We start from the raw sequence: 25,672 nt of genomic DNA, 5'->3' as shown, positions 1-25,672 counted from the left end.
GCACGATTGCCGTGCTCGCCGGACATTCATGAAGCCCCCGGGATTTCCCGGGTTTGACCGGGGTCGTAATCAACACTAGGTTGAACATTGAGCCGCAAGCAACTCGCTTGCGGAACCTGTTCAGCGAGTCCCCCGCCATGAATATCGATGCGTCGTCCCCCGATTCGCTCGAGCGAATCGCCGAGCTCGTTCGTCGGCAAGATAGTTCTCTCGACACCACGCTGCTTCCGCCGGTGGAGGGGTTCCAAACCAGGACCGTCGCGCTCGAAACACTGATGCGCGAGGTGACGGAGTGCCTGGCGGACGGCTTCCGGCATCGCTCGCCGCAAGACTTTCCCATGCTCTATTTTGCATGCGGCAAGGCGCGCGTCGGATCGACGGCCCTGAGCAATCTGTTCGGCATGACCGGGATGCCTTCCTACTATCAGCCTTTGAAGGCCATGCTGCGCGATGCGCTCGTCGGCAAGAGGCCGGCGCCGTGGGCCGTGCCGTCGGCAGACGACGAGCCGCACATCTTCAGCAAGGAAACGATCGGGCCCTACGTGCTCGCCGAGAGCCTGTTCAATCCGCTCAAGCTGCTGATCGAGGCGGGCTATCCGCGGCACCGGCTGCATCTCATCATGCTCGACCGTGAGCCGGCGAGTTCACTGGCATCGTGGCTCGACAAGCTGATCTCGCGCGCGCCTGAAGATGTATTGCTGCGGCACTATGTCGTCGCCGCGCTCAGCGCGGCTCAAGTCGCAAGCTACGCCCAGCGACAGGGCGTTGCCGTCACTCACTACGTCTACGAGGTGAGCAAGGAGGCCGTGTCCTCGGTTCGTGTCCTGTTCGAACGGATCGGCCTTTCGGGCAGCTTCAACGAGAATGCCGTGACGTCCTGGCGTGAGCCGGGAGACTCGCACGCGAACAATGCGCGCGTCATCTTCCCGAGCGAAGCGACGATCTACAAGGTGCCCAATTTGCACACCTCCGACAGTGCCTATCGCTACCAGCGCCGTGCGACGGCCTCTCTGAGCGAAGCGCAACGCGAGGCTCTGGAGCGCTGCGGGGTCAATGATGCCTATCGCGTCGCGGTCGCCGCCTGTGTTCGCGATCTCGGCCTGAATGCGGCACTGTCGCAACGTCTGTTCGGCGACTGGTTTGCTGCGGCTGCGTGATGGTCATGCTGGACGTTCCCACCGGAGCCGATTCCGCACTCCGTGAAGGTGCTGGCGGCAAGCAGCGTCACGTCGCCAGCCACCTCCGCCGTCTGGAGGCGGAAAGCATCCACATCCTGCGAGAGACGGCGGCCGAGTTCCGCAAGCCGGTCATGCTGTATTCCATCGGGAAGGATTCCTCGGTGCTGCTGCATCTGGCGATGAAGGCCTTCGATCCCGGCAAGCCGCCGTTTCCGCTGCTGCATGTCGATACGACCTGGAAGTTTCGCGAGATGATCGCGTTTCGGGACCGACGCGCGCGCGAGCTCGGCCTCGACCTGATCGTCCATACCAACAATGACGGATTGAGCCAGGGCATCGACCCTTTCACCCACGGCTCGGCCCGCTACACCGACGTCATGAAGACGCAAGCGCTGCGACAGGCGCTGGACTTCCACGGCTTCGACGCCGCGATCGGAGGCGCGCGGCGCGACGAGGAGAAGTCGCGCGCCAAGGAGCGCGTGTTCTCACACCGCAGCGCTGCGCATCGCTGGGATCCGAAGAACCAGCGGCCGGAGCTGTGGGGCTTGTACAACACGAGGCTCGCGCCCGGCGAGAGCATGCGTGTGTTTCCGCTGTCGAACTGGACCGAGATCGACGTGTGGGACTACATCCTGCTCGAGGACATCCCGATCGTTCCGCTCTATCTCGCAGCGTCGCGCCCCGTGGTCGAGCGCGACGGAGCATTGATCATGGTGGACGACGACCGGATGCCGCTGCAGCCCGGCGAGGAGCCGCAATCGCGCTCCGTCAGGTTTCGCACCCTCGGCTGCTATCCCCTCACCGGTGCAACGAGCTCGACGGCGGCAACCCTGCCCGAGATCGTGCAGGAGATGATGGCGTCGCGCACCTCCGAACGACAGGGACGCATGATCGACCGGGACAGTCCCGCATCGATGGAGCGCAAGAAGGCGGAAGGTTATTTCTGATGTCCTATCACGAGGCACCGGCGATCGCCGCCGCCGATGCGCCGCAGCTCGAGCAAGACGATCGCCCGACGTTGCGTTTCGTCACCTGCGGCAGCGTCGACGACGGCAAGAGCACGCTGGTCGGTCGGCTGCTCTACGATTCGAAGACGCTGCTCGACGACCAGCTCGACGCGCTCGCCTCGGAGAGCAGGACCGCCGGCACCACCGGCGGCGACCTCGACTTCGCGCTGCTGGTCGACGGGTTGCAGGCCGAGCGCGAGCAGGGCATCACCATCGACGTGGCCTACCGCTTCTTCGCCACGAAGCTGCGCCGCTTCATCGTCGCCGACACGCCGGGACATGCGCAATATACGCGCAACATGGCGACCGGTGCCTCCAATGCTGATCTCGCCGTGGTGCTGGTCGACGCGCGCAAGGGCGTTATCACGCAGACGCGGCGTCACAGCCACATCCTGTCGCTGCTCGGCGTCCGCCACGTCGTGCTCGCCGTGAACAAGATGGACCTGATCGGATTTGACGGCGATCGCTTCGCTTCCATCACCGCCGAATACCTGACTCTGGCCGGTCAGCTCGGGATCTCCCAGGTCCAGTGCATCCCGGTCGTGGCGCCCGACGGCGACAATATCGTCGCCGCGAGCACGCGCACGCCCTGGTACGAGGGACCGACCGTTACGGCCTATCTGGAATCCGTAGACGTGGCCGGGGACACCTCGCAGCAGCCGTTCCGGCTGCCGGTGCAATGGGTGAGCCGGCCGCATGCGGATTTTCGCGGCTTCTGCGGACGGATCACGAGCGGAACGATCTCGGTGGGCGATGCCGTTCGCGCGCAACCGTCGGGACACCAGACCCGCATCGCGCGCATTCTCACGCCCGCCGGCGAGCGCAATCACGCAAGGTCGGGCGAGTCCATCACCCTAACGCTCGCCGATGAGATCGACGTCAGCCGCGGCGACGTGCTGACCGCCGGATCTGCAGCGCCGGTGTCGGATCAGCTCGCGGCCCATCTCGTCTGGTTCGATGGCGAGGCCATGGTCGCCGGCCGGCGCTATTTGCTCCGGTGCGGTACCGCCTCGACCGGCGCGGTGATCACGGAACTCAAGCACCGGATCGCCATCGACACCATGGCGCGGGAAAGCGCCGCCACGCTCGACGTCAATGAGATCGGCTATGTCCATCTCGATCTCGACCGCCCGCTGGTGTTCGAGGCCTATCGCGACAACCGCGATATGGGCAGTTTCATCCTGATCGACCCGATCAGCCATCGCACTGCCGCGGCGGGAATGATCGACATGTCGCTCCGCCGCGCCACCAACGTTCATTGGCAGCGGCTTGCGGTCGACAAATCCGTGCGAGCCCGGCTGAAGCAGCAACGGCCCTGCGTGCTCTGGTTCACGGGGCTGAGCGGGGCCGGCAAATCGACCATCGCCAATCTCGTCGACAGCCGGCTCGCCGAGCTCGGGCGCCATGCCGCGTTGCTCGACGGCGACAATCTTCGTCACGGCATCAACCGCGACCTCGGCTTTTCCAACGCGGAGAGAACGGAGAATGTCCGGCGCGTCGCGGAGATCGCGGGGCTGTTCGTCGAGGCCGGCTTGATCGCGCTGGTGGCGCTGATCTCGCCGTTCCGCAGCGAGCGCCAGCTGGCGCGCCAGCGGCTCGAAGCGGGCGAGTTCATCGAGATCCATGTCGCGACGCCGCTTGCCGAATGCGAGCGCCGCGATCCCAAGGGGCTCTATCGCAAGGCTAGGTCGGGCCAGCTGCCGGCATTCACCGGCATCGATGCCCCCTACGAAGCGCCGCTGGCGCCCGACATCACCATCGACACCTCGGAGCTGTCGAGCGAGGCGGCCTGCGAACGCATCATCCGCTACTTGCGAGCGCACAACTACCTGTGACGACCGGGACGAGATCTGCCGGCGTTATCCAGCCGCTCCGACTGCAAGCTCAGAAGTCGGAAGCGATGCCCTTGCGCTCCCAATCGCCGTAGCGGGTGGGCTCGGGCCCCTTCGGCCCCTGCAGCTCCTTCGCCTTGGTCTTGTTCTTGGCCTCATCCTTGGCCTTGGCGGCCGCAGCCTGCCGGCGCGCCTCGGCCTCGGCCAGCGCGCGCTGGGCGGCCGGCGACAGCGGCTTGCGATCGGGAACGGGGTCACTCATCGCTGCGCTTTCTAGCGCAGGACCGGGCACAACGCGATGCCCAATAACGCATTCCTGAAATCGGTTCGGAGCGCTGAAAAAACCCGCAAGCGATTCTTACATTTGGCATATTCGCGTGTCAGAGATCGCCTTCTCAAGGCATGCGCCCATCGCGGCGGAACTGCCGCTCGTTCAGAACCTTGCTTCCGCATGCCATCTCAACGTTTCGTCCCTCCGTCCGAAGTGCCCGGCCTTGCGGCGCGACGGATTGCCGCCGACATCGTCGACGGCGTGCTGCACAAGCACCGCACGCTCGACGACCAGCTCGACGGCGGCGGTGCCCATCCCGGACTGAAGACGCTGGCCGACCGCGACCGCGCGCTGATGCGGCGCCTGGTCGCCACGGTGCTGCGCCGGCTCGGCACGCTCGGCCATGTGCTGTCCCGCCTGCTCGACAAGGGCGTTCCCTCCGACGCGCCACGAGCGCAGAGCGCACTTTTGATCGGCGCCGCCCAGATCCTCTGGATGGACGTGCCGGATCACGCCGCGGTCGATCTCTCCGTCCGCCTCGTGCAATCCGACCGCCGCGCCGCGCGCTATGCCGGGCTCGTCAACGCCGTGCTGCGCCGCTGTGCGCGCGAGGGCAAGGCGCTGGTCGAGGAGGTCGCGACGCAATCGCTGGATCTGCCGCCATGGCTGCTCGCGCGCTGGAGCGCTCATTATGGCGAGGCGACCGCACGAGACATGGCATCGGCGCTCGGCCACGAGCCCTCGCTCGATCTCACGGTGAAATCGGATCCCGCCCAATGGGCAAGCCGCCTGCATGGTGAGATGCTGCCGACGGGAACGGTGCGGATGCTGCTGCATGGTGCGGTAACCATGCTGCCCGGCTTCGCCGAAGGACAATGGTGGGTACAGGACGCCGCCGCCGCGTTGCCCGCCCGGCTGTTCGGCGATGTCAAAGGCAAGTCCATTGCCGATCTCTGCGCCGCCCCTGGCGGCAAGACCGCGCAGCTGGTGCTCTCGGGCGCGCAGGTCACGGCGATCGACCGCTCGCCGGCGCGGGTGGCGCGTTTGCGCGAAAACCTGGCGCGGCTGTCGCTGCAAGCCGAGACCGTCGTCGCTGACGCCGTGGAATGGGCCGGCCCGGCGGAGGCGTTCGACGGTATTCTGATTGATGCTCCCTGCACCTCCACCGGCACGATCCGCCGGCATCCCGACGTCGCATGGCTGCGGCAGGACTCCGACATCGCTACCTTGGCCGCGCTCCAGCAGCGGCTGCTGCGCAAATCGGTGTCGCTGCTCAAGCCGGGCGGGACGCTGGTCTATTGCACCTGTTCGCTGGAACCCGAGGAGGGCGAGCAGGCGGTGGCGGCACTGCTCGCCGCCGAGCCCGCGCTTCGCCGCGCTCCGATCATGGCATCGGAGGTTGCGGGCCTCGACGAAATCCTCAACCGGGACGGCGACCTGCGCACCCTGCCCTGCCATCTGCCGAACGCCGATCCCAGGCTCGGCGGGCTCGACGGATTTTTTGCGGCTCGGCTCGTTAAATCCTGATTTTGCACTGGATTTTGCGACCGCGGCGCTGATTCGCGCCGTTCAAGGTGGTGTTAGACGTCCGATTTTGGGATTAATAAGGATTCGTCACTGATCCTCTCCCCCATCAAGGCAAGGCGTGTCGGTCGCTCAACGCAGACGTATCTCGACGCTGGTCATGAACCGCTTCGCGCGGAACATGCTCGCGCGCGCGAGCGGCGGTTCCGTTGTGCTGTCGCGGGTCTGGCCCGGCCGCACCGACCGGCTGATCATCGCGCCGCATGACCTGCGGACCGCGGATGCGACTCGCGCTGCCGAGATCTATGCCGGTCGCTTCGTCTTCGCCGGCAAGATCGTCAATTGCCATGGCCGCTCGATCTTCGACCTCGAGCCGCCGTCGGAGGATTGGGAGGTTGCGCTGCTCGGCTTCGGCTGGCTGCGGCACTTGCGCGCCGCCGATACGGCGCTGACGCGGGCGAATGCGCGCGCGCTGATCGAGGACTGGATCTCGAATCCCGCCAACAAGCGCCGCCCCGTCGCGCGCCGCGCCGACGTACTGGCGAGGCGCGTGATTTCGCTGCTCTCGCAGGCGCCGCTGGTGCTGAGCGAGACCGACAACAAGTTCTACCGCCGTTACTTGCGGGCGCTGGCGCGCGAGATCCGCTTCCTGCGCTACACCATGGTCGACATTCCGGACGGGGTGCCGAAGCTGCAGGTGCTGATCGCGCTGTGCTATGCGTCCCTGTGCCTCGCCAACCAGACGCGTCACATCCGCAGCGCCTCCAAGAAGCTGTCCGACGAATTGCAGCGGCAGATCCTGCCCGATGGCGGCCACATCTCGCGCAATCCGGGCGCGCTGATCGAGCTCCTGATCGACCTCTTGCCGCTGCGGCAGACTTTTGCCGCGCGCAATATCGCGCCGCCGCCGGCCCTGCTCAATGCGATCGACCGCATGATGCCGATGCTGCGCTTCTTCCGGCACGGCGACGGCAATTTCGCCCTGTTCAACGGCATGAGCGCGACCTCATCCGACCTGCTCGCCACGCTGCTTGCCTATGACGACACCCACGGCGCACCGATGGCGAACATGCCGCATACCGGCTTTCAGCGCCTCGATGCCGGCCAGACCACTGTGATCATCGACACCGGCCCGCCGCCGCCGGCCGGCGTCAGTCACGACGCCCATGCCGGCTGCCTCTCGTTCGAATTGTCGTCCGGCATCAGCCGCATCGTCACCAATTGCGGCATGCCGACCACCGGCCGCGACAATTGGCGGCCGTTCGCGCGCAGCACGGCGGCGCATTCGACGCTGACCTATCACGAGTCGTCGTCATGCCAGTTCGTCGAGATGTCGGCGATGAAGCGGCTCCTGCACGGCGCGCCCGTCACCAGCGGCCCGGTCGAGGTCGAGAGCTATCGCGAGGTCGTGCAGAACGGCACGCTGCTCACGACCTCGCATGACGGCTATCTCGCCAAGTTCGGCGCGATCCACCGCCGCGTGCTGATGATCGCCAATGACGGCGCGCGCATCGACGGCGAGGACGCGCTGTCGCCGCCGCAGGGCGGACGCTTCAAGGGCGCCGATGCCGATTTCGCGCTGCGCTTCCATCTGCATCCCGCAGTGAAGGCAAGCCGGCTGTCGGATGCGCGCGGCGTCATGCTGGTGCTGCCGAACCGCGACGTCTGGACCTTCGAGGCATTGGACGACAAGGTCGATCTCGAGGACAGCGTATTCCTGGCCGGCAATGACGGCCCGCGCCGCACCGCCCAGATCGTGATCCGTCAGAACGCCCGCCAGGCCCCCTCGATCCGCTGGAGCTTTGTCCGCTCCACCGCCTCGCCCGCAGTGACCAATGCCCGCCGCAACGCCCGGCGCGAGCCGGAACTTCCGTTGTAAACAGGCGCGATCGGGCCCTATCTACCCGTTGAGAGCGACGCCAAAAGCTGCTATCGAGCGCTCGCTCGCGCGACTGGCGACCTTGGATGGAGCACCATCGGGAAGCGCGGGACATATAAGCCGCGCGCCTGGGCATAGACACTCCCTGAACAGAGGATCTTGCTCATGACTGACCATCCCCGCCGCGTCACCCGCGCCCTTCTCTCCGTCTCCGACAAGACCGGCCTGATCGAGTTCGCCAAGGCGCTCGCCGCGCACGATGTCGAGCTGGTCTCGACCGGCGGCACCGCGAAAGCGATCGCAGCGGCCGGCCTTAAGGTGAAGGACGTCTCCGACCTCACCGGCTTCCCCGAGATGATGGACGGCCGCGTCAAGACGCTGCATCCGAAGGTGCATGGCGGCTTGCTCGCGATCCGCGACAACAAGGACCATGCCGAGGCGATGAAAGCGCACGGCATCGCGCCGATCGACCTGCTCGTCGTCAATCTCTATCCGTTCGAAGCCACCGTCGACAAAGACGCGGGCTTCGAGGATTGCATCGAGAACATCGACATCGGCGGTCCCGCGATGATCCGCGCCGCCGCCAAGAATCACGACGACGTCGCCGTCGTGGTCGAGGCGCAGGACTATCAGGCCGTGCTCGACGAGCTCGCCGCCAACAAGGGCGCGACCACGCTGAAGCTTCGGCGGCGGCTTGCCGCGAAGGCCTATGCCCGCACTGCGGCCTATGACGCCGCGATCTCGAACTGGTTCAACCGTCAGCTCGAGATCGACGCGCCCGACTTCCGCGCTTTCGGCGGCAGGCTGATCCAGTCGTTGCGCTACGGCGAGAACCCGCACCAGACCGCCGCATTCTATGCGACGCCGGACAAGCGCCCCGGCGTCTCCACCGCGCGGCAGCTCCAGGGCAAGGAGCTCTCCTACAACAACATCAATGACACCGATGCCGCCTACGAGTGCATCGGCGAGTTCGACGCCAAGCGCACCGCGGCCTGCGTCATCGTCAAGCATGCCAATCCCTGCGGCGTCGCCGAAGGGCCGAACCTCGTCGAGGCCTATCGCAGGGCGCTGGCCTGCGATTCGACGTCCGCGTTCGGCGGCATCATCGCGATGAACCGTCCGCTCGATGCCGATAGCGCGCGCGAGATCACCAAGATCTTCACCGAGGTCATCATCGCGCCAGATGCCAGCGAAGAGGCGATCGCCATCATCGGCGGCAAGAAGAACCTGCGCCTGCTGCTCGCCGGCAGCCTGCCCGATCCGCGTGCGCCGGGCCTGACCGCCAAGACGGTGGCCGGGGGCCTGCTGGTGCAAAGCCGCGACAACGCCGTTGTCGACGACATGACGTTCAAGGTCGTCACCAAGCGCGCGCCGACGGATGCGGAGATGCGTGATCTGAAGTTTGCGTTCCGGGTGGCAAAACACGTCAAGTCCAACACCATTATCTACGCCAAGGATCTCGCCACCGTCGGTATCGGCGCGGGTCAGATGAGCCGGGTGGATTCAGCGCGGATCGCCGCACGCAAGGCGCAGGATGCTGCTAGCGAGCTGAAGCTCGCCGAACCGCTCACCAAGGGTTCGGTGGTGGCCTCGGATGCATTCTTCCCGTTCGCCGACGGCATGCTCGCCTGCATCGAAGCCGGCGCCACCGCCGTGGTGCAGCCCGGCGGCTCCATGCGCGACGACGAGGTGATCAAGGCCGCCGACGAGCACGGCATCGCCATGGTGTTCACGGGAACGCGGCACTTCAGGCATTGAGTCCATCGACTCGTCATTGCGAGCGAAGCGAAGCAATCCAGTCTGTCTCCGCAAGGAAGGTCTAGATTGCTTCGTCGCAAGTGCTCCTCGCAATGACGAGGATAGAGTTGCATGATGCGGGCTAATCCCGCACCCGCATCAACAGCCCCAATCCCGCAACGAAGAACACCACCAGCACGGCCATGCCGGCCTTCTGGCTGGCGGTCAGCGCGGTGACCAGGCCGATCAGGAGCGGGCCGATGAAGGACGTCACCTTTCCCGTCAGCGCAAACAGGCCGAAATATTGCGCGATGCGATCCTTCGGCGCGAGATGGATCAGCAGCGTGCGGGAAGCGGCCTGGAGCGGGCCGCCGGCTGCACCGATCAGGCAGCCCAGCACGAGATAGGCGCGCTCGGCCGTACTCGAGAACAGGGCAGCGCCCGCTTGCGGCGGCGCGGTCTTGACGAACAGGACGCTGTCCTTGTCGACGAGGAGAATCGCGGCCACCGACAGCAGCAGGACCAGCAGGCTGCCGGCGATGACGCGCTTCGGCCCGAGACGATCATCCAGCTTGCCGCCGAACCAGGCGCCGAGCGCGCCGGCGATCGCGAGCATGATGCCGAACGTCCCGATCTGGATGGTGTGCCAGCCGAAGGTGCCCGCGGCATAGATGCCGCCGAAGGCGAACAGCGACACCAGACCATCGGTGTAGATCATGTTGGCGAGCAGGAATGCCGCGAGCGATTTCTGCCTCGGCAGACTGTTGATCGACTGCTTCAGCTCCGACAGGCCCTCGCGCAACGCCTCGCCCAGCGGGCGCTTCGCCGGATAATCCGGCGTGAACAGGAACATCGGCGTCACGAAGATGATGAACCACAGCGCGGTCAGCGGCCCCGCGGCACGATCGCCCTGACGTGTGAGGGGATCGAGGCCGAAGAGCGGCGTGACGCCGAGCAGCGTGCGGCCGGTCTCGGGATTGGCGGCGAGCAGGCCGAGCACGATGATCAGGCTGACGATGCCGCCAATGTAGCCCGTGGCCCAGCCGGTGCCGGAGAGACGACCGATCCGCTCCGGCGGCACCAGCGTCGGCATCATCGCGTTGTTGAAGAGCGTGGCAAATTCCGCACCAACGCTGGCGAGCGCAACTGCGGTGAGCACCAGCGGAATGACGGCATGATTGCCGGGCTTGCCGATCCAGAGCGTGCAGGACGCCAGCACAAGCACCGTACCGAAACCTGCGATCCACGGTTTCCTGCGGCCCGAAGCGTCGGCGATGGCGCCGAGCACCGGCGACAACAGCGCGATCGCAAGGCCCGCGGCCGCCATCGCAAAGCCCCACAAGGATTGACCGGCGGCGGGATTTGGCGCAATGGCCGTCGCGAAATAGGGCGCGAACACGAAGGTCGTGATCAGCGTGAAATATGGCTGCGCGGCCCAATCGAAGAAGATCCAACTCACGACGGCGGCGCGCGGCGGATAGGTCCGCGCCACGCCGGCCATGCGCGCATCCGGAGCGATTGTCGTCATCACGCAGCACCCATCACGAACAGTTTTGCCTCTCTTAGAGCAAACGGTATAGCATTACAGTGACGGGCGTGAACCGGTGCAACGCCACGGCGGGAATTTGATGATGTCGTCATATTCGACACGGCGGAGATTTTTAGCCGCCATTGCCGTCCTGGTGCTCGGTCTCGCCCCTGCGACCGCTCAGGATGCACGGCAGGGCTATGTTCCGCCCGCACGCGAGGCAGTGCGCGCCGTCGCCGCCGAGCACGGCATGGTGGTGGCGCAGGAGAAGATCTCCGCGCAGATCGGCGCCGACATCCTGCGGCGCGGCGGCAATGCCATCGACGCTGCGGTCGCGACCGGCTTCGCGATGGCCGTGACCTATCCGCGTGCCGGCAATATCGGCGGCGGCGGCTTCATGGTGATCCATTCCGCCGATCGCAATGAAGACATCACGATCGACTATCGCGAAACCGCGCCGGCCGCGACCACGCCGCAGATCTTCCTCGGCGCCGACGGCAAGCCCGACGCGACGAAGTCACGGGATTCCGCGCTCGGCATCGGCGTGCCCGGCACCGTCGCCGGCCTTGCGCTCGCGCTCGAGAAATACGGCTCGGGTCAGTTCACGCTGGCGCAACTGCTGGCGCCTGCGATCGCGCTCGCACGCGATGGCTTCATCGTCAGCGACGACATGGCCGATACGTTGCCGGGCTGGCACCGGCGGCTGGCACGCTGGCCTTCTTCGGCCAGGATCTTCTCGCGTCCGGACGGCACGCCACTGGGCGAAGGCGATCGGCTGGTGCAGGGCGATCTCGCCGAAACGCTGGCGGCCGTCGCTGCACAGGGGCCGCGGGGATTCTACGAGGGGCCGATCGCCGAGAAACTCGCCAAGGCCGTGACCGATGCCGGCGGCATCATGACGCCGGCGGACCTCAAGGCCTATCAGCCGGTCATCCGCACGCCGGTGCGTGGCAGCTACCGCGGCTATGACATCGTGTCGATGCCGCTACCCTCATCAGGCGGCGTCGTGCTGATGGAGACGCTCAACATCCTCGAGGGCTTCCCTCTGGCCGATCTGAAGCAGGGATCGGCGGCGTCGCTGCATCTCTTGATTGAAGCCATGAAGCGCGCTTATGCCGATCGCGCCCGCTATCTCGGTGATCCCGCCTTCGTCAACGCGCCGATCGAGACCCTCATTGCGAAGGACTATGCCGCGAAGCTGCGCGCAAACATTTCCCTCGAACGCGCCACGCCGTCAAAAGAGCTCGTGACCTCTCCTGCCGCGCCACGTGAGGGCAGCAACACCACGCATTTTTCCGTCGTCGACACCCGCGGCAATGCCGTCAGCAACACCTACACGCTGAACTTCAGCTACGGCGTCGGCCTCGTCGCCGACGGCACCGGCGTGCTGCTCAACAACGAACTCGACGATTTCACCGCGGCAATCGGCGCCTCCAACGCCTATGGCCTGGTCGGCTTCGAAGCGAATCTTCCCGGTCCCGGTAAGCGGCCGCTGTCGTCGATGTCGCCGACCATCGTGCTGAGGGATGGCAAGCCGGTGCTGGTGACGGGCTCGCCTGGTGGCAGCCGCATCATCTCGACCGTTCTTCAGGTGATCGTGAACGTGCTCGACTACAAGATGGATGTTGCGGCCGCCGTCGCAACGCCGCGGCTGCACCACCAATGGCTGCCGGATGAAGTGCGCGCCGAGCGCGGCTTTCCCGAGGGCGTGCTGCTCGAGCTGAAGGCGATGGGGCACCTCGTCCTCGAGCCGATGGGGCAGACATCTGCCAACTCGATTCTGGTGACGCCGAACGGAACGCTGGGCGCAGCCGATCCGCGCACGCGCGGCGCGGAGGCGGCGGGGCAGTAACCTGCTCCCGGAATGACGGGGTAAGGGAGCTTACCGCCCGACCTGATACGGCCCGCCCTTCTCCAGCGCGCGCGCATATGCAGGCCGGGCGTGGATGCGCTCCAGGAACGCCATCGCCTTGGGATGGCCCTGCTCGAGGCCGCCGCGAGCTTGGGCGGCTTCGAGCGGAAAGCTCATCTGGATGTCAGCCGCGGTGAACTCGCTGCCGGCGAACCATTCGCTCTTGCCGAGCTCGCCTTCCCAATAGTCCATGTGTTGCTTCAGCTGCGGATTGACCAGCGCGGTCAGCGCCTGGTTGGAGACCTTGCGCACCAGCGGGCGCAGCAAGGCCGGCGCACGTTTCGGCATCAGCGTGAACAGCAGCTTGAGCAGCAGCGGCTGCATCGCGGATCCTTCCGCATAGTGCAGCCAATAGGTGTAGCGCAGCCGCTCCGGCGTGTTCGGCGGCGGGATCAGCCGCCCGTTGCCGTAGGTGGCGATGAGATATTCGATGATCGCGCCTGATTCGGCGATGGTGTTGCCGTTGTCGGTGATGACGGGCGATTTGCCGAGCGGATGGATGGCGCGCAGCTCCTTCGGCGCGCGCATGTCCGGCTGACGCTGATAGCGCACGATCTCGTAGGGAACGCCCAGCTCCTCGAGCAGCCACAGCACGCGCTGCGAGCGGGAATTGTTGAGGTGGTGAACGGTCAGCATCGCGGGGTCCTCAAGGCTTGGTCGTGGTCATCGGCCGCGCCGTTGGTGCCAGCCCGGGAACACATTGTCGAGCCGTCGCTGCGGATATTTTTATCCGGGTATATTGACGCGAGTAATTTACCCGGGTATTAAGAAACCCAGCATCGTCAAAATGGCAATGATTCCAATGCAGAAATTTTTCACCGCTTTCCAGGGACAGCGCCGCCTGGTGTCCGGGCCGGCTGGAGAGGTTGCGCTGGTCGTCAAGCGGGTGGCGTCACAGCCGGACGAGCCAATCATCATCTTCGAGGACGCCACGGGCCGATCGATCGACTTCGATCTGCGTGGTGGAGATCGCGAGGTGTTGGCGCGCTTGGCGAAGCTTGTCCCGCCGTCGGCTGAGGCGACCGAAGCACCCGCAGAGCCGCGCGGTCGCGGCCGGCCGAAGCTCGGCGTGGTCGCGCGCGAGGTGACCTTGCTGCCGCGGCACTGGGAGTGGCTCAACGCACAGGCCGGCGGCGCTTCGGTCGCGCTGCGCAAGCTCGTCGACGAAGCCAGGCGCGCCAGCGGCGACAAGGACCGCGAGCGGCAGGCGCGCGATGCGGCCTACCACTTCATGTCGACCATGGCCGGCGATCTGCCGCAGTTCGAGGAAGCCTCGCGCGCCCTGTTCGCGGATGACCGGCGACGCTTCACCGGCCTTATCGCCGACTGGCCGACCGACATCCGCGACCACATCGTCAAGCTCGCCTACAGCGACCGCGCTTAAACCGCGCGCCGCTTCTCACGCCCCATCGACGGCCGAGCCGCGCATTGCGCGGCAACGGCTTCGCACGCCCTGATGAAAGGCCAATGCCATGTCTGCCGCAAAGCCGCTCTGGACCACATTCCTCCGCTTTCTCGCACCCCTGATGCTGAGCAACGCGCTGCAATCGCTGTTCGGCACCGTCAGCAACGTCTATCTCGGCCAGATGGTCGGCGTCGGCGCGCTCGCCGCGGTCTCGGCGTTCTTCCCGGTGATGTTCTTCCTGTTCGCCTTCGTCATGGGCCTCAGCACCGGCGCCACCGTGCTGATCGGCCAGGCCTTCGGCGCCGGCGAGCATGGCCGGATCAAGATCATCGTCGGCACGACACTCGCCGTCGGCCTGCTGCTCTCGATAGCGATTGCACTCGTTGGCGGGATCTTCAGCCGGCCCCTGATGGTGATGCTCGCCACGCCCGCGGACATTCTCGATGAAGCCAGCGCCTATGCGCGCATCATGCTGTTGACGATGCCGCTCGGCTTCATCTTCCTGCTGATGACGGCGATGATCCGCGGCGTCGGCGATGGAGTGACACCGCTGCTGGCGCTGGCCTTGTCGACGGCGATCGGCCTGATCCTGACGCCGATGCTGATCCGCGGCACGTTCGGATTGCCGGCTGTCGGCATCACCAGTGCTGCCTGGGCGGCTGCGATCGCGAACACGCTGACGCTGATCGTGCTGGCTGCCTATCTGCTGCGGAGAAAGCACGCGCTCGCGCCGGATGCGACGCTGCTGCGTCACCTCCGACTAAACGGCGCCGTGCTCGGCAAAGTCCTCGGGATCGGCCTGCCGAGCGCGATCGGCATGGTGGTGATGGCGATCGCCGAGCTTGTGCTGCTCGGCCTCGTCAACGGCTTCGGCTCGAATGCCACCGCGGCCTATGGCGCCGTCAACCAGGTGATGGGCTACACCCAGTTCACGGCGATGTCGATTTCGATCGCGGTCTCGATCCTCGGCGCCCAGGCCGTCGGCGTCGGCGACCGGGCCCAGCTTGACGGCATCGTGCGGATGGGCCTTGCGTTCAATATCGTCCTGACCGGCGGGTTGGTGGCGCTGATCTACCTCGCGCCACGCGCGGTGCTCGGTATCTTCATCACCGAGGGCGCCGTGCTGGATCTGGCGAAGGGATTGCTCAACATCGCCTTGTGGAGCTCGGTGCCGTTCGGGCTCGCCACGGTGTTCTCGGGCGCAATGCGCGGCGCCGGCGTCGCGTTGACGCCGATGCTGCTGTCGATCTTCGCGATCGCCGCAATCGAGCTGCCGGCTGCAATCATCCTCAGCCACACGGTCGGCCTGAACGGCGTGTGGGCCGCCTATCCCATCGTGTTCTGCGCCATGTTGATTCTGCAGATGGGCTATTACCATCTGGTGTGGCGCAAGGGGGCGATGCAGCGCCTGATCTGACGGTCAAAGTATTATGACCGTCATTAAACGATAGACCTGTGGGGCGGCCTGCGCCACAATGAGAAAAAGCCGCTCAGAAAGCCAGGCCAGGGAGAATGATTTTGACCCGCACCGCCCCGCAATTCCTGTTCGATTTCGGTAGCCCCAACGCCTATCTCAGCCATCTGGCGATTCCCGCCATCGAACAGCGGATCGGCGTCAAGTTCGAATATGTGCCGATCCTGCTCGGCGGCATCTTCAAGTCGACCAACAACAAGTCGCCGGCCGAGACGCTCGCCGGCATCAAGAACAAGCGGGAGTTCCAGCAGGTCGAGACCGAGCGCTTCATCAAACGCTTCCATGTCCAGCCCTATGTCTGGAATCCGCACTTTCCCGTCAACACGCTGAACCTGATGCGCGCAGCGATCGCAGCGCAGCTCGAGGGCGTGTTCGAGACATATGTCGAGGCCACCTTCCACCACATGTGGCGCGAGCCGAAGAAGATGGACGATCCCGAGATCGCGGCGAAGGCGCTGGCGTCGTCTGGTCTCGATGCGCAAAAGCTGTTCGCCCGCGCCGGGGAACCCGAGGTGAAGGCCAAGCTGATCAAGAACACCGAGGAGGCGGTCGCCCGCGGCGCCTTCGGCTCGCCGACCTTCTTCGTCGGCAATGAAATGTTCTTCGGCAAGGAGCAGTTGCGCGAGGTCGAGGAGATGGTGTCGGGAAAGTGAAGCGCGCGAATGGCGAGTAGCGAATAGCGAGTGGAAATCGCGCCCACTATTCGCTACTCCCTATTCGCCATTCGCCAATAGTAAAAGCGGAGTTCTCCCATGCGCATCCTCGTGGTCGGCGCCGGCGCCATCGGCGGCTATTTCGGTGGCAGGCTGTTGCAGGCCGGCCGCGACGTGACCTTCCTGGTTAGGCCTCGCCGCGCCGGCGAGCTCGCGAGCGCCGGCCTCGTCATCAAGAGCCCGAACGGCGATGTGACCTTGAAGAACCCGCCGACGGTTCAGGCCGACGCGATCAAGAACAAATTCGACGTCGTGCTGCTCAGCTGCAAGGCATTCGACCTCGACGATGCCATCAAGTCGTTCGCCCCCGCGGTGGGGCCGAACACCGCGATCATCCCGATGCTCAACGGCATGAAGCATCTCGACACGCTGGACACGAGGTTCGGCAAGGAGCGCGTGCTCGGCGGCCTCTGCGCCATCGCCGCGACGCTGAACGAGAAGCGCGAGGTGGTACAGCTCCAGCCGATGCAGTCGCTCACTTACGGCGAGCGCGACGGCGGGATGTCGGAGCGGGTGAAGGCGATCGACGAGGCCTTCAAGAGCGGCATCAATGGCGCCAGTGCCAGCCAAAATATCATGCAGGACATGTGGGAGAAGTGGGTGTTCCTGTCCTCGCTCGCAGCAAGCACCAGCCTGATGCGGACGTCCGTCGGCAACATCCTTGCCGCACCCGGCGGCCGGGATTTCCTGCTCGGCATGTTGGATGAGACCAGCGCGGTTGCCGCGGCGTCCGGCTATCCGCCGGGCGGCCCGTTCTTCGATCGCGTCAAAGGCAATCTCACCACCGAGGGCTCGCCGTTGACGGCATCGATGTTCCGCGACATCAAGGCCGGCCTGCCTGTCGAGGCCGATCACGTCATCGGTGATCTCATCGCGCGCGCCGACGCCGCCAAGGTGCCGGTGCCGAAGCTGCGCATCGCCTATACGCATCTGAAGGCGTATGAGAGGCAGCGGGCGGGGTAGGGCGCGCGCAACAACCCCGCGCTATTTCAAATGCGCGAGATAGTGCGAGACGGCGGTGATCTCCTCATCGCTCATGTGATAGGCGACGTCGGCCATCGCGGCGACGCCGCCGCCGACACGCTGGCCGGCCTTGTAATCGTGCAGCGCCTTGACGAGATATTCCTCACGTTGCCCCGCGAGCCGCGCCACCGCCTTGGTGCCGGCATAGCTGTCGGTATGGCATGAGGCGCAGCGGCGGCCGGCGGCCACCTGCGCCCCCTTCTTCGACAGGTCGGGATCCCCGTCTTCGGGTCCCTTCGGCGGCGCCAGCGAGGCGAAGTAAGCGCCGAAATTGCGGATGTCCTCGTTGGTGATCCCTTCCACGATCGGCTGCATCTGATCGTTCTTGCGCGCGCCGGCGCGGAAGAACACGAGCTGCCATTGCAGGAATTGATCGGGCTGGCCGGCGAGCGAGGGGATGTTCTCGGTCTGCGAAATGCCGTTCTCGCCGTGGCAGCCGGAGCAGGCGGCGGCCTTCTCCTTGATCGCGGCATTGTCGGCGGCCGTAGCCGGGATGAAGGCGTCGAGCGTCAGGAGCGCAACCGCGCTGATTGCGTGCGAAATGATCTGCCGGCGCATGGGGGAGGATTCCGATCTATCGAGCTCGTCATTCCGGGGCGTGCGGAGCACGAGCCCGGAATCCATAACCACGAGCCGGGGTTATGGGTTCCGGACTTGCGCTGCGGCGCAATCCGGAACGACAGCATGAGGCACTGAAACGGAAGAAGCTGCGGCCGTCACCCGGTCGCAGCTTTCTCCGTCAGGTCGCGCTACTTCTTGCTGTAGCTGATGCGATAGATCGCGCCGGCCCAATCGTCGGCCACAAGGATTGATCCGTCCTTGGCGATGATGATGTCGTTGGGACGGCCGAGATAGCCCTGGTCACCCTCGAGCCAGCCGGAGGCGAAGACCTCCCGCTTCGGGTTCTTGCCGTCAGGCCCGACGATCACCCGCACGATGCGCGCGCCCTGGTACTTGTGGCGATTCCAGGAGCCGTGCTCCGCGATCAGGATGTTGTTCTTGTAGTCGGCGGGGAACTGGTCGCCGGTGTAGAACTTCATGCCGAGCGGTGCGACATGGGCACCGAGGTTCAGTACGGGCGGCGTGAACTCGGAGCATTTGTGGCCCATCGCGAACTTGTCGTCAGGCAGATTGCCCTGATGGCAATAGGGATAGCCGAAATGCTCGCCGATCCGGTTGATCATGTTCAGCTTGTCCGAGGGCAGATCATCGCTGATCCAGTCGCGGGCATTCTCCGTGAACCAGAGCTTGCCGGTGCGCGGATCGACGTCGCCGCCGACCGAGTTGCGGACGCCGAGCGCCCAGATTTCGGCGTTGCCGGTCTTGGGATCGACGCGCCGGATCTGCGACACGCTGGTCGGCGGAATGCCGATGTTGAAGGGCGGGCCGAACGGCAGGAAGAACCAGCCTTCCTTGTCGACCGCGATGTATTTCCAGCCATGCGCGGCATAGGACGGCATGTCGTCATAGACGACCTTGCCCTGGCCGAGATTGTCGAGATTGGCTTCGGCGTTGTCGTAGCGGATCAGCTTGTCGACGGCGATGACATAGAGCGCGCCGTCCTTGAAGGCGAGACCGGTGGGCATGTTCAGGCCCTTGAGGACGGTCTTGACCTCTTTCTTTCCGTTGTTGTCCTTGATGGCATAGACGTTGCCGAGACCGAACGAGCCGACGAACAACGTGCCCTTGTCACCCCAGGCCATCTGCCGCGCGGCCAGCACGCCGGAGGCGTAGACCTCGATCTTGAAGCCCGGCGGCAGCTTGATCTTCTTGACGATGTTGGCGAGCTCGGCGTCGGAGGCGCCGGTCGGCGGGCCCGACGGCGGCGCGAGGCCCTTCTGCGCCTCGGTCTCGTCACCGAGGAACCAGTCATCCGGCGGATGGGTCCAGAACTCCTTGGTGCTGGAATCGTATTTCTTCAGCGGCTTGTTCTTGTCCTGCTGCTGCGCGTTGCCGGCGCCGGTCCCCGCGAGAAGGGCCACGGCTGCAAGCGCCAACACGGATCGATGGAACATCGATGTCATCGCATCACTCCCCTAAGGCAGCCATCAGGGCTGCGCGTTATTTTGTTTTGCTAGTCGAGAGGCGAAGTCTTGAGCCCGTCGGGACGACAGACGCAAAAAGGGTAGCACATCTGCCCATCGTGAGAAGCGCGCCGGATGCAGCGCGGCTGCGCGCAGCAAAAATTGAGACGGAATGTCAATGAACGGATGAACGCTGCGACGACCGCGCCTCGCGCTGCAACGCGGAATCAACAGCGCGCGCGCAACGTCGTCAGGCGGTCCGCCGGGGTGGGCATACAAAAGTGCGAAAACAACCCCATGCACAGTAGAACTGCGCAAGTTGATCCGCGCGCGGTGACGCCGGACAATCATTTGAAGCGTCGAGTAAAATAATCGCGGCGCTCACGGGGCGACGGGGTAGGGTCCGTCGTCGAACAGCGTGTCGTGGTAGCCTTTCGATCCGACCTCACGCGCCAGCGTGCTGCGGACGTCGCGGCCATCGCGCAGGCTGCGCAGCACATGCGCGAAGTCGAATTCGGGTCGCCAGCCGAGCTCCCGCCGCGCGCGCTCGTTGACATAGACCCGGTCAATCGCGGGGAAGAGCCGCCAGCCGCGCGCCGCATAGAGCTGCGCGCACTCCGGATAGAGCTCGCGCACCACGCCGGCGGCATCGCGCGCCAGCGCTCCGAGATGACGTTGCTCGAACGGGCTCGTCGCCGAGACGATGTAGCGGGCGAAGCCGATGCCGGGCGCACGCTCGACGGCGAGCAGATGCGCGCTCACTGCGTCCGCGATATCCAGCCGGCGGTAGAGCAGCTCGTTGGCCTGCGCGTTGTCCAGCGTGTAGGCCAATCGCATCGCCGGATCGTCGTCGTCCTCCGGAAAGAAGCGCGAGGTCCGCAGAACCACGATCGGTAGCGCGCGCTCGCGAAAGAACAGCTCGCAGAGGTTCTCGGCCATCAGCTTGGTCGTGCCGTAGATGTTCTTCGGCACCGATGGCAGCTCCTCGGTGACCCACACCGCCGCCTGTCCCGCCTCGGGCCGCAGCTGCGAGCCGAATGCGCTGGTGGTGCTGGTGAAGACAAAGCTCTTCACGCCGGCCGCGACTGCCGCCTCGAGCAGGTTCAGCGTTCCTGACACGTTGGTGTCGACAAAATCCTGCTTGGAATGGGTCGCCACATGCGGCTTGTGCAGCGTCGCGGTGTGGACCACGGCGGTGACGCCGTCCATCTGGCGCCGCACGAAGGCGGGATCGACGATGGAGCCAACGGCATCGGTGAAGGGGGAGGGCTTCAGGTCAAGCCCGCGCGCGGGGACACCACGCCCGCGGAGGATCCGGAGAAAGGCTTCACCGAGGTGGCCTGCGCTGCCTGTGACCAGAATTGTCATGTGAGACCCGAACAGCCGCCAGCGGCGCGGAGAACCGCGGCCCGATCCGGTTTGGCTGGATGCTTTGGAGAAAACTGGAGCGGGCGAAGGGGCTCGAACCCTCGACCCCGACCTTGGCAAGGTCGTGCTCTACCACTGAGCTACACCCGCATCCTGTGTCGGTCGCGTGACGCGCCGACAACGGCTGTCGTATGCCAAAAGCGGGAGGGGAATGCAACAGCTACAGGCGGCCTCAATTCGCAATTCGGACCCCGTATGGAGCCCGAACCCGGCCAAATCGACCGGAAACGTCTCGGAACCGGCGAATCGGGGTGCCTGGATTGAAATTCGGCCCATTCGGCCCAATTTAGGAGCCGACCACAAGCATATGACGCGGCGGCGTGCTAAAGAGCCGCCATTCCAGACATGACGAGGGAATCCCGTGACGATCATCGACCAGGGTAACGGAGCGGCGGGCCCGGCTGCGGCCGACCTGATCAAGGACACCACCACCCAGACCTTCGTGAAGGACGTCATCGAGGAATCGAAGCGCCAGCCCGTGCTGATCGATTTCTGGGCGGAATGGTGCGGCCCCTGCAAGCAGCTCACCCCCGTCCTGGAGAAGGCGGTGAAGGCGGCCAAGGGCAAGGTCAAGCTGGTCAAGATGAATATCGACCATCATCCGGCGATCCCGGGCCAGATGGGCATCCAGTCGATCCCGGCCGTGATCGCCTTTGTCAACGGCCAGCCGGCCGACGGCTTCATGGGCGCGGTGCCGGAGAGCCAGGTCAACGCCTTCATCGAGCGGCTGACCAAGGGCGTCACCGCGCCGGGCGAGGTCAACGTCGCCGAGATCGTGCAGGAGGCCGACGCGGTGCTCGCCGAGGGCGACGCGGCGGCGGCGGCGCAGATCTATGCCGAGGCGCTGCAGCATGATTCCACCAACATCGCGGCGCTTGCGGGCCTTGCGAAGTGCTACGCCGTTTCCGGCGCGATGGAGCAGGCCAAGCAGACGTTGGCCATGGTGCCGGAATCCAAGCGCAACGACCCGGCCGTGAAGGCCGTGCAGACCGCAATCGATCTCGCCGAGCAGGCGAAATCGCTTGGACCGGTCGCCGAGCTGGAACAGAAAGTCGCCGCAAATCCGCTTGATCATCAGGCCCGGTTCGACCTCGCCACCGCGCTCAACGCCCAAGGCAACCGCGCGGCGGCGACCGAGCAGCTGCTCGAGATCATCAAGCGCGACCGCAAATGGAACGACGACGGCGCCCGCAAGCAGCTGGTGCAGTTCTTCGAGGCCTGGGGCGGCACGGATGATGCAACCGTCGAAGGCCGCAAACGTTTGTCGACGATCCTGTTTTCGTAACGGCCTTTTTTGAGCATGATCTGTTCGGAAAACCGCTCCACACTTTGCGCTAACGCGGTCCTTCGGATCCGGATCATGCGCTAGCAACGCCAGGGGACCGGGCAGATGCCGATCAACATCGAATATCGCGGGCCCGCCGACCTCCCGGAGATCATTCCGGTCTTCCCGCTGCCGGGCGCGCTGCTGCTGCCGCGCGGCCAGATGCCGCTCAACATCTTCGAGCCGCGCTACCTTTCGATGGTCGACGATTCCTTCCGCGACGGCCATCGCCTGATCGGCATGATCCAGCCCGACATCGCGCATTCGCGGAAGGATTCCGACAAGCCGGCGCTGTTCCGCGTCGGCTGCGTCGGCCGCATCACCCAGCTCGCCGAGTCCGGCGACGGCCGCTACATCCTCGAGCTCACCGGCGTTTCGCGCTTCAAGGTGGTCGAGGAGCTCGAGGTGCTCACCCCCTATCGGCAGTGCAAGGTGGACTTCTTCGCCTACGTCGACGATTTCACCGCGCGCCGCGGCGAGGAGGAGGTCGACCGCGAGGCGCTGCTGGCGGTGCTGGCGGACTTCCTGAAGGCCAACAACCTCAAGGTCGACTGGGAGGGCGTCGAGAGCGCGCCCAATGAAGCCCTCGTCAATGCGCTCGCGATGATGTCGCCCTACGGCCCCGCGGAAAAGCAGGCCATGCTGGAGGCGCCCGACCTGAAGACCCGCGCCGAGATCCTGATCGCCGTCACCGAGATGGACCTCGCCAAGAAGCGCACTAGCGGCGACCCGCCGCTGCAGTGATCGTCAAGCGACCCAAAGCGCGATGCGATTAGGATAAATCCTCATCGCGCTTTGGGTTTTTTGGTTTGAGCATGATCTTTTCGGAAACCGCTACACACTTTGCGCTGACGCGGCCCTTCGGGTCCGGATCATGCTCTATGCGGCAAACTCGCCGGCCTCGGCCTTTCGATCCGCAAGCCGTGCGACCGTCGAGGCCCGTATCGGCGGGCTGAGGTGGAAACCCTGGGCCTCGACGCAGCCCTCCTGGCGCAGGATGTCCAGCTGCTCGGCGGTTTCGACGCCTTCGGCGGTGGACGTCTTACCGAGACTCGTGGCGAACTGGACCACGGCCCGCGCGATCCGATGGGGCTCCTCCATCGGACTGGACAGCTCGCTGACGAAGCTGCGATCGATCTTGATCTTGTCGAAGGGAAACTTCTGCAGAAAGCTGAGCGACGAATAGCCGGTGCCGAAATCGTCGAGGGCAATCCGCACCCCGAGCTCGCGCAGCTGGCTGAGTGCTGCGAATACGGTCCCGCTGTCATGCATGATGACGGTTTCGGTGACCTCGAGCTCGAGCCGGTCTGAAGCAATCCCCGACGCCGCCAGTGCGCTCACGATCGTCGACACGAGCTCCTTGCTCCTGAATTGCGCTGGAGACAGGTTGATCGCGATCTTCAGGTCGGAACGCCATTTTGCCGCTTCGGCACAGGCGGTTCTCAACACCCATTCCCCCAGCGGCAGGATCAAGCCAGTTTCCTCCGCGACGGGAATGAATTCGCCGGGCGAGACCAGACCCCGCTCGGGGTGATGCCAACGCAGCAACGCCTCGAAGCCACAGGTCTCGCCGCTCTTCAAATTGACGAACGGCTGGTAGTGGAGCTCGAATTCGCTCCTCGCAAGCGCCTTCCGCAGATCCCGCTCCAGGTTGCGGCGCGCATGCAGGAGCCGGTCCAGCTCCGGCTCGAAGAAGCGGAATGCACCACGTCCGCCGCTCTTGGCCGAGTAGAGGGCAAGATCTGCGCTCCTGAGGATCGTGTCGGAATCGGCGCCGTCTCGGGGCGCAAGGGCGATCCCGATGCTGGTGCCGACAATGACCTGATGATCGCCGAGATCGAACGGCTCGCTGAGCGCGCCATGGATCGCCTCGGCGAGAGAGGCCGCGTCCGCAGCCGGATTGGTCACGTAGTCGACGATTGCGAATTCGTCGCCGCCCAGTCGGGCGACGAACGTCGTCTCCCTGATGCAATCCAGCAAGCGCGCCGCGACTGAGCGCAGCAGCAGGTCGCCCGCCGGATGTCCGAGCGTGTCGTTGACCTCCTTGAAGCGGTCGAGGTCGAGCAGGAGAACCGCCAGATGGAGATTTCCGCCACGCGTATCGGCGAGTGCAGGCTCCAGACGCGCCTTGAGCAGCACGCGGTTCGGCAACTCGGTGAGCGCATCGTGTTCCGCCATGTAGGTGATCTTCGCTTCGGACCGGCGTTGCTCGGTGACATCCAGATGCGTAGCCACCCAGCCGCCGCCGGCCATCGGCTGCCGCGTCACGCAGATCAGCCGCCCATCGGCGAACGCATCGATGCGGCTCGAGACGGCATGGATCGGCAGTGCTTCGAGCCTGGCGATCTGCCGTTCGGCGGCGAAATCGCTGGCCTCGCCTTCGAGTATGCCGCTGGTAACGCGATGACGGATGATGTCGCGGTGCGGAGTTCCCGCACGCAGCAATTCCGGCGGCAGCCGGTACAAACGGGCGTAACGCTCGTTGCAGATGACGAGCCGCTTCCCGGCGTCGAACATGCAAAGGCCCTCGACCATATGGTTGATGGCCGTGTCCAGCCTCAGCTTCTGTTCCTTGAGCTCGTTCTGCGACCCTTCGAGCTGCTGCCGGGCGATGGAGAGCTGGCTGATGATCTCCTCGAACCTAGCGGTTCTGGTCGCCAGACGACGATCGGCCAGCACTCCGATCAGGCTCATGCCCAGCACGGACAATGCGACGCCGGCGATGGCGAGCGCGAGGAAGGCCGGAGACAGCGAAAGCGTATCGGTCGCGAGCGCCGGATCCGGTGTGATCTGCACGGCGCCCATGGCCGTGAAGTGATGCGACACGATGGCGAGCGTCAGCAGGGTGGCGGCTGCCAGCGTGCCGCTATAACCCTGACGGGTGAGCGCTGCCGCCAGCGCAGCGTAGCCAAAACACATGCCCAGAACGATGGAGAGGAGCACGAGGTCCACGGACCAGGAGACTCGGCCCGGCACTTCGAGCGCCCACATTCCGAGATAGTGCATGCTGGCAATGCCGCCACCGATGATGACGCCGCCAGCCGCCGCGCGCCAGCGGCCGGACGTGACGACCGCGACGCCGAAGCCGACCGAGGTCAGCAGCATTGCCGCCGCGAGAGAGGACGCCGTCAACACGATGCCGTAGCCCGTCGTGACCCCGGGCTCGTAGGCGAGCATCGCGACGAAATGCGTAGCCCAAATGCCGTATCCGATGGCCGCACCGGCAATGGCGATCCAGATCCACCGGGTTCTCCCGCGCGTTGCGATCGCGCGGTGGAAGATGCTGACCGCGACGATGCTGGCAACGAAGCAGACCAGAGCAGCGAGCACGACGAGCCGCCAATCGTGTTCGGCCGTAAGGCAGGAGAAAACGCGGAACATTCAGTTTCGCCCCATCGTCGATATTGTTGATG

Annotated in this window: 20 protein-coding genes, 1 tRNA gene and 1 riboswitch; of the genes, 13 read left to right on the top strand and 8 right to left on the bottom strand. The window is 65.2% G+C overall.

Annotated elements, in window-relative coordinates; translation table 11 throughout:
* Positions 1-137 precede the first annotated feature (137 nt).
* From I6F37_RS26645 to cysN, 3 genes are read left to right on the top strand one after another with little or no spacing between them, the layout of a single operon-like run.
* The gene (locus tag I6F37_RS26645; RefSeq protein WP_225144191.1) at positions 138-1,157 is read left to right on the top strand and encodes a sulfotransferase family protein; all 1,020 of its coding nucleotides are present in this window, start codon (positions 138-140) and stop codon (positions 1,155-1,157) included.
* 5 nt (positions 1,158-1,162) lie between these two features.
* Positions 1,163-2,125 carry a sulfate adenylyltransferase subunit CysD gene (gene cysD / locus I6F37_RS26640; RefSeq protein WP_036024260.1) on the top strand — a complete coding sequence of 321 codons (963 nt, stop codon included), beginning with the start codon at positions 1,163-1,165 and terminating at the stop codon, positions 2,123-2,125.
* On the top strand, positions 2,125-4,020 hold the full coding sequence (gene cysN / locus I6F37_RS26635) for a sulfate adenylyltransferase subunit CysN (RefSeq protein WP_225153146.1): 1,896 nt from the start codon (positions 2,125-2,127) through the stop codon (positions 4,018-4,020). Before cysD ends, cysN begins: the two co-directional genes overlap by 1 nt.
* Positions 4,021-4,069: 49 nt before the next feature.
* Here cysN and I6F37_RS26630 read toward each other — a convergent pair whose 3' ends face one another.
* Positions 4,070-4,279 carry a DUF1674 domain-containing protein gene (locus tag I6F37_RS26630; protein WP_036024240.1) on the bottom strand — a complete coding sequence of 70 codons (210 nt, stop codon included), beginning with the start codon at positions 4,277-4,279 and terminating at the stop codon, positions 4,070-4,072.
* Positions 4,280-4,468: 189 nt separating this feature from the next.
* On the opposite strand from I6F37_RS26630, the gene I6F37_RS26625 reads away from it, so the two are divergent.
* From I6F37_RS26625 to purH, 3 genes are all read left to right on the top strand, one after another.
* The gene (locus tag I6F37_RS26625; RefSeq protein ID WP_036024242.1) at positions 4,469-5,815 is read left to right on the top strand and encodes an RsmB/NOP family class I SAM-dependent RNA methyltransferase; all 1,347 of its coding nucleotides are present in this window, start codon (positions 4,469-4,471) and stop codon (positions 5,813-5,815) included.
* 157 nt (positions 5,816-5,972) lie between these two features.
* Entirely contained in the window at positions 5,973-7,691 is a 1,719-nt protein-coding gene (locus I6F37_RS26620) for a heparinase II/III family protein (RefSeq protein ID WP_036002964.1), read from the top strand.
* A gap of 59 nt (positions 7,692-7,750) precedes the next feature.
* Positions 7,751-7,832, top strand: a riboswitch (ZMP/ZTP riboswitch).
* A gap of 24 nt (positions 7,833-7,856) precedes the next feature.
* Positions 7,857-9,449, top strand: a complete 1,593-nt coding sequence (gene purH / locus I6F37_RS26615; protein ID WP_225153144.1) for a bifunctional phosphoribosylaminoimidazolecarboxamide formyltransferase/IMP cyclohydrolase — start codon at positions 7,857-7,859, stop codon at positions 9,447-9,449.
* A 121-nt stretch (positions 9,450-9,570) separates the two neighbouring features.
* Here purH and I6F37_RS26610 read toward each other — a convergent pair whose 3' ends face one another.
* Positions 9,571-10,956 carry an MFS transporter gene (locus I6F37_RS26610; protein ID WP_225153141.1) on the bottom strand — a complete coding sequence of 462 codons (1,386 nt, stop codon included), beginning with the start codon at positions 10,954-10,956 and terminating at the stop codon, positions 9,571-9,573.
* Positions 10,957-11,056: 100 nt separating this feature from the next.
* On the opposite strand from I6F37_RS26610, the gene ggt reads away from it, so the two are divergent.
* Positions 11,057-12,808, top strand: a complete 1,752-nt coding sequence (gene ggt / locus I6F37_RS26605) for a gamma-glutamyltransferase (RefSeq protein ID WP_081494498.1) — start codon at positions 11,057-11,059, stop codon at positions 12,806-12,808.
* 30 nt (positions 12,809-12,838) lie between these two features.
* Here ggt and I6F37_RS26600 read toward each other — a convergent pair whose 3' ends face one another.
* Positions 12,839-13,504, bottom strand: a complete 666-nt coding sequence (locus I6F37_RS26600; RefSeq protein ID WP_036002974.1) for a glutathione S-transferase family protein — start codon at positions 13,502-13,504, stop codon at positions 12,839-12,841.
* Between the two features lie 151 nt (positions 13,505-13,655).
* Between I6F37_RS26600 and I6F37_RS26595 the strand changes: the two genes are divergently transcribed.
* From I6F37_RS26595 to panE, 4 genes are all read left to right on the top strand, one after another.
* Positions 13,656-14,252, top strand: coding sequence for a DUF2239 family protein (locus tag I6F37_RS26595; protein WP_109141984.1), 597 nt, complete (start codon positions 13,656-13,658; stop codon positions 14,250-14,252).
* Between the two features lie 88 nt (positions 14,253-14,340).
* Entirely contained in the window at positions 14,341-15,690 is a 1,350-nt protein-coding gene (locus I6F37_RS26590; protein WP_225153139.1) for an MATE family efflux transporter, read from the top strand.
* Positions 15,691-15,791: 101 nt separating this feature from the next.
* A complete protein-coding gene (locus I6F37_RS26585; RefSeq protein ID WP_193374950.1) occupies positions 15,792-16,400 on the top strand; it encodes a 2-hydroxychromene-2-carboxylate isomerase in 609 nt (202 codons plus the stop codon).
* Between the two features lie 99 nt (positions 16,401-16,499).
* A complete protein-coding gene (panE, locus tag I6F37_RS26580; protein ID WP_225153138.1) occupies positions 16,500-17,423 on the top strand; it encodes a 2-dehydropantoate 2-reductase in 924 nt (307 codons plus the stop codon).
* 21 nt (positions 17,424-17,444) lie between these two features.
* Here the strand turns inward: panE and I6F37_RS26575 are convergent, their stop codons facing one another.
* The 4 genes from I6F37_RS26575 to I6F37_RS26560 form a co-directional block, all read right to left on the bottom strand.
* A complete protein-coding gene (locus I6F37_RS26575; protein ID WP_225142298.1) occupies positions 17,445-18,041 on the bottom strand; it encodes a c-type cytochrome in 597 nt (198 codons plus the stop codon).
* 191 nt (positions 18,042-18,232) lie between these two features.
* Positions 18,233-19,507: a sorbosone dehydrogenase family protein gene (locus tag I6F37_RS26570; protein ID WP_036003007.1), complete on the bottom strand. Its 1,275-nt coding sequence runs from the start codon at positions 19,505-19,507 to the stop codon at positions 18,233-18,235.
* A gap of 381 nt (positions 19,508-19,888) precedes the next feature.
* Positions 19,889-20,875 carry an NAD(P)-dependent oxidoreductase gene (locus tag I6F37_RS26565; protein WP_225153136.1) on the bottom strand — a complete coding sequence of 329 codons (987 nt, stop codon included), beginning with the start codon at positions 20,873-20,875 and terminating at the stop codon, positions 19,889-19,891.
* Between the two features lie 75 nt (positions 20,876-20,950).
* Positions 20,951-21,025: transfer RNA gene (locus I6F37_RS26560), tRNA-Gly, on the bottom strand.
* A gap of 271 nt (positions 21,026-21,296) precedes the next feature.
* Here I6F37_RS26560 and trxA point away from each other — a divergent pair.
* The gene (gene trxA / locus I6F37_RS26555; protein WP_025033093.1) at positions 21,297-22,220 is read left to right on the top strand and encodes a thioredoxin; all 924 of its coding nucleotides are present in this window, start codon (positions 21,297-21,299) and stop codon (positions 22,218-22,220) included.
* Positions 22,221-22,325: 105 nt separating this feature from the next.
* Positions 22,326-23,003, top strand: a complete 678-nt coding sequence (locus I6F37_RS26550) for an LON peptidase substrate-binding domain-containing protein (RefSeq protein WP_036003016.1) — start codon at positions 22,326-22,328, stop codon at positions 23,001-23,003.
* A gap of 135 nt (positions 23,004-23,138) precedes the next feature.
* Here the strand turns inward: I6F37_RS26550 and I6F37_RS26545 are convergent, their stop codons facing one another.
* Entirely contained in the window at positions 23,139-25,640 is a 2,502-nt protein-coding gene (locus I6F37_RS26545) for an EAL domain-containing protein (RefSeq protein WP_074447583.1), read from the bottom strand.
* Positions 25,641-25,672: the final 32 nt, after the last annotated feature.

The sequence above is a fragment of the Bradyrhizobium sp. NBAIM08 genome (genome assembly GCF_020193935.1).
Classification (GTDB): domain Bacteria; phylum Pseudomonadota; class Alphaproteobacteria; order Rhizobiales; family Xanthobacteraceae; genus Bradyrhizobium; species Bradyrhizobium yuanmingense.
The sequence above is the reverse complement of the archived record's forward strand: the minus strand, read 5'-3'. Positions and strand labels throughout refer to the sequence as shown.

Bases quoted from the DNA above. Each gene is read 5' to 3' on its own strand.
- I6F37_RS26620 (WP_036002964.1), top strand. From the start codon at position 5,973: ATGAACCGCTTCGCGCGGAACATGCTCGCGCGCGCGAGCGGCGGTTCC.
- panE (WP_225153138.1), top strand. From the start codon at position 16,500: ATGCGCATCCTCGTGGTCGGCGCCGGCGCCATCGGCGGCTATTTCGGT.
- cysN (WP_225153146.1), top strand. From the start codon at position 2,125: ATGTCCTATCACGAGGCACCGGCGATCGCCGCCGCCGATGCGCCGCAG.
- I6F37_RS26550 (WP_036003016.1), top strand. From the start codon at position 22,326: ATGCCGATCAACATCGAATATCGCGGGCCCGCCGACCTCCCGGAGATC.
- I6F37_RS26590 (WP_225153139.1), top strand. From the start codon at position 14,341: ATGTCTGCCGCAAAGCCGCTCTGGACCACATTCCTCCGCTTTCTCGCA.
- cysD (WP_036024260.1), top strand. From the start codon at position 1,163: ATGCTGGACGTTCCCACCGGAGCCGATTCCGCACTCCGTGAAGGTGCT.
- I6F37_RS26600 (WP_036002974.1), bottom strand. From the start codon at position 13,504: ATGCTGACCGTTCACCACCTCAACAATTCCCGCTCGCAGCGCGTGCTG.
- I6F37_RS26545 (WP_074447583.1), bottom strand. From the start codon at position 25,640: ATGTTCCGCGTTTTCTCCTGCCTTACGGCCGAACACGATTGGCGGCTC.
- I6F37_RS26645 (WP_225144191.1), top strand. From the start codon at position 138: ATGAATATCGATGCGTCGTCCCCCGATTCGCTCGAGCGAATCGCCGAG.
- I6F37_RS26610 (WP_225153141.1), bottom strand. From the start codon at position 10,956: ATGACGACAATCGCTCCGGATGCGCGCATGGCCGGCGTGGCGCGGACC.
- purH (WP_225153144.1), top strand. From the start codon at position 7,857: ATGACTGACCATCCCCGCCGCGTCACCCGCGCCCTTCTCTCCGTCTCC.
- I6F37_RS26565 (WP_225153136.1), bottom strand. From the start codon at position 20,875: ATGACAATTCTGGTCACAGGCAGCGCAGGCCACCTCGGTGAAGCCTTT.
- ggt (WP_081494498.1), top strand. From the start codon at position 11,057: ATGATGTCGTCATATTCGACACGGCGGAGATTTTTAGCCGCCATTGCC.
- I6F37_RS26575 (WP_225142298.1), bottom strand. From the start codon at position 18,041: ATGCGCCGGCAGATCATTTCGCACGCAATCAGCGCGGTTGCGCTCCTG.
- I6F37_RS26625 (WP_036024242.1), top strand. From the start codon at position 4,469: ATGCCATCTCAACGTTTCGTCCCTCCGTCCGAAGTGCCCGGCCTTGCG.
- I6F37_RS26630 (WP_036024240.1), bottom strand. From the start codon at position 4,279: ATGAGTGACCCCGTTCCCGATCGCAAGCCGCTGTCGCCGGCCGCCCAG.
- I6F37_RS26595 (WP_109141984.1), top strand. From the start codon at position 13,656: ATGGCAATGATTCCAATGCAGAAATTTTTCACCGCTTTCCAGGGACAG.
- I6F37_RS26570 (WP_036003007.1), bottom strand. From the start codon at position 19,507: ATGACATCGATGTTCCATCGATCCGTGTTGGCGCTTGCAGCCGTGGCC.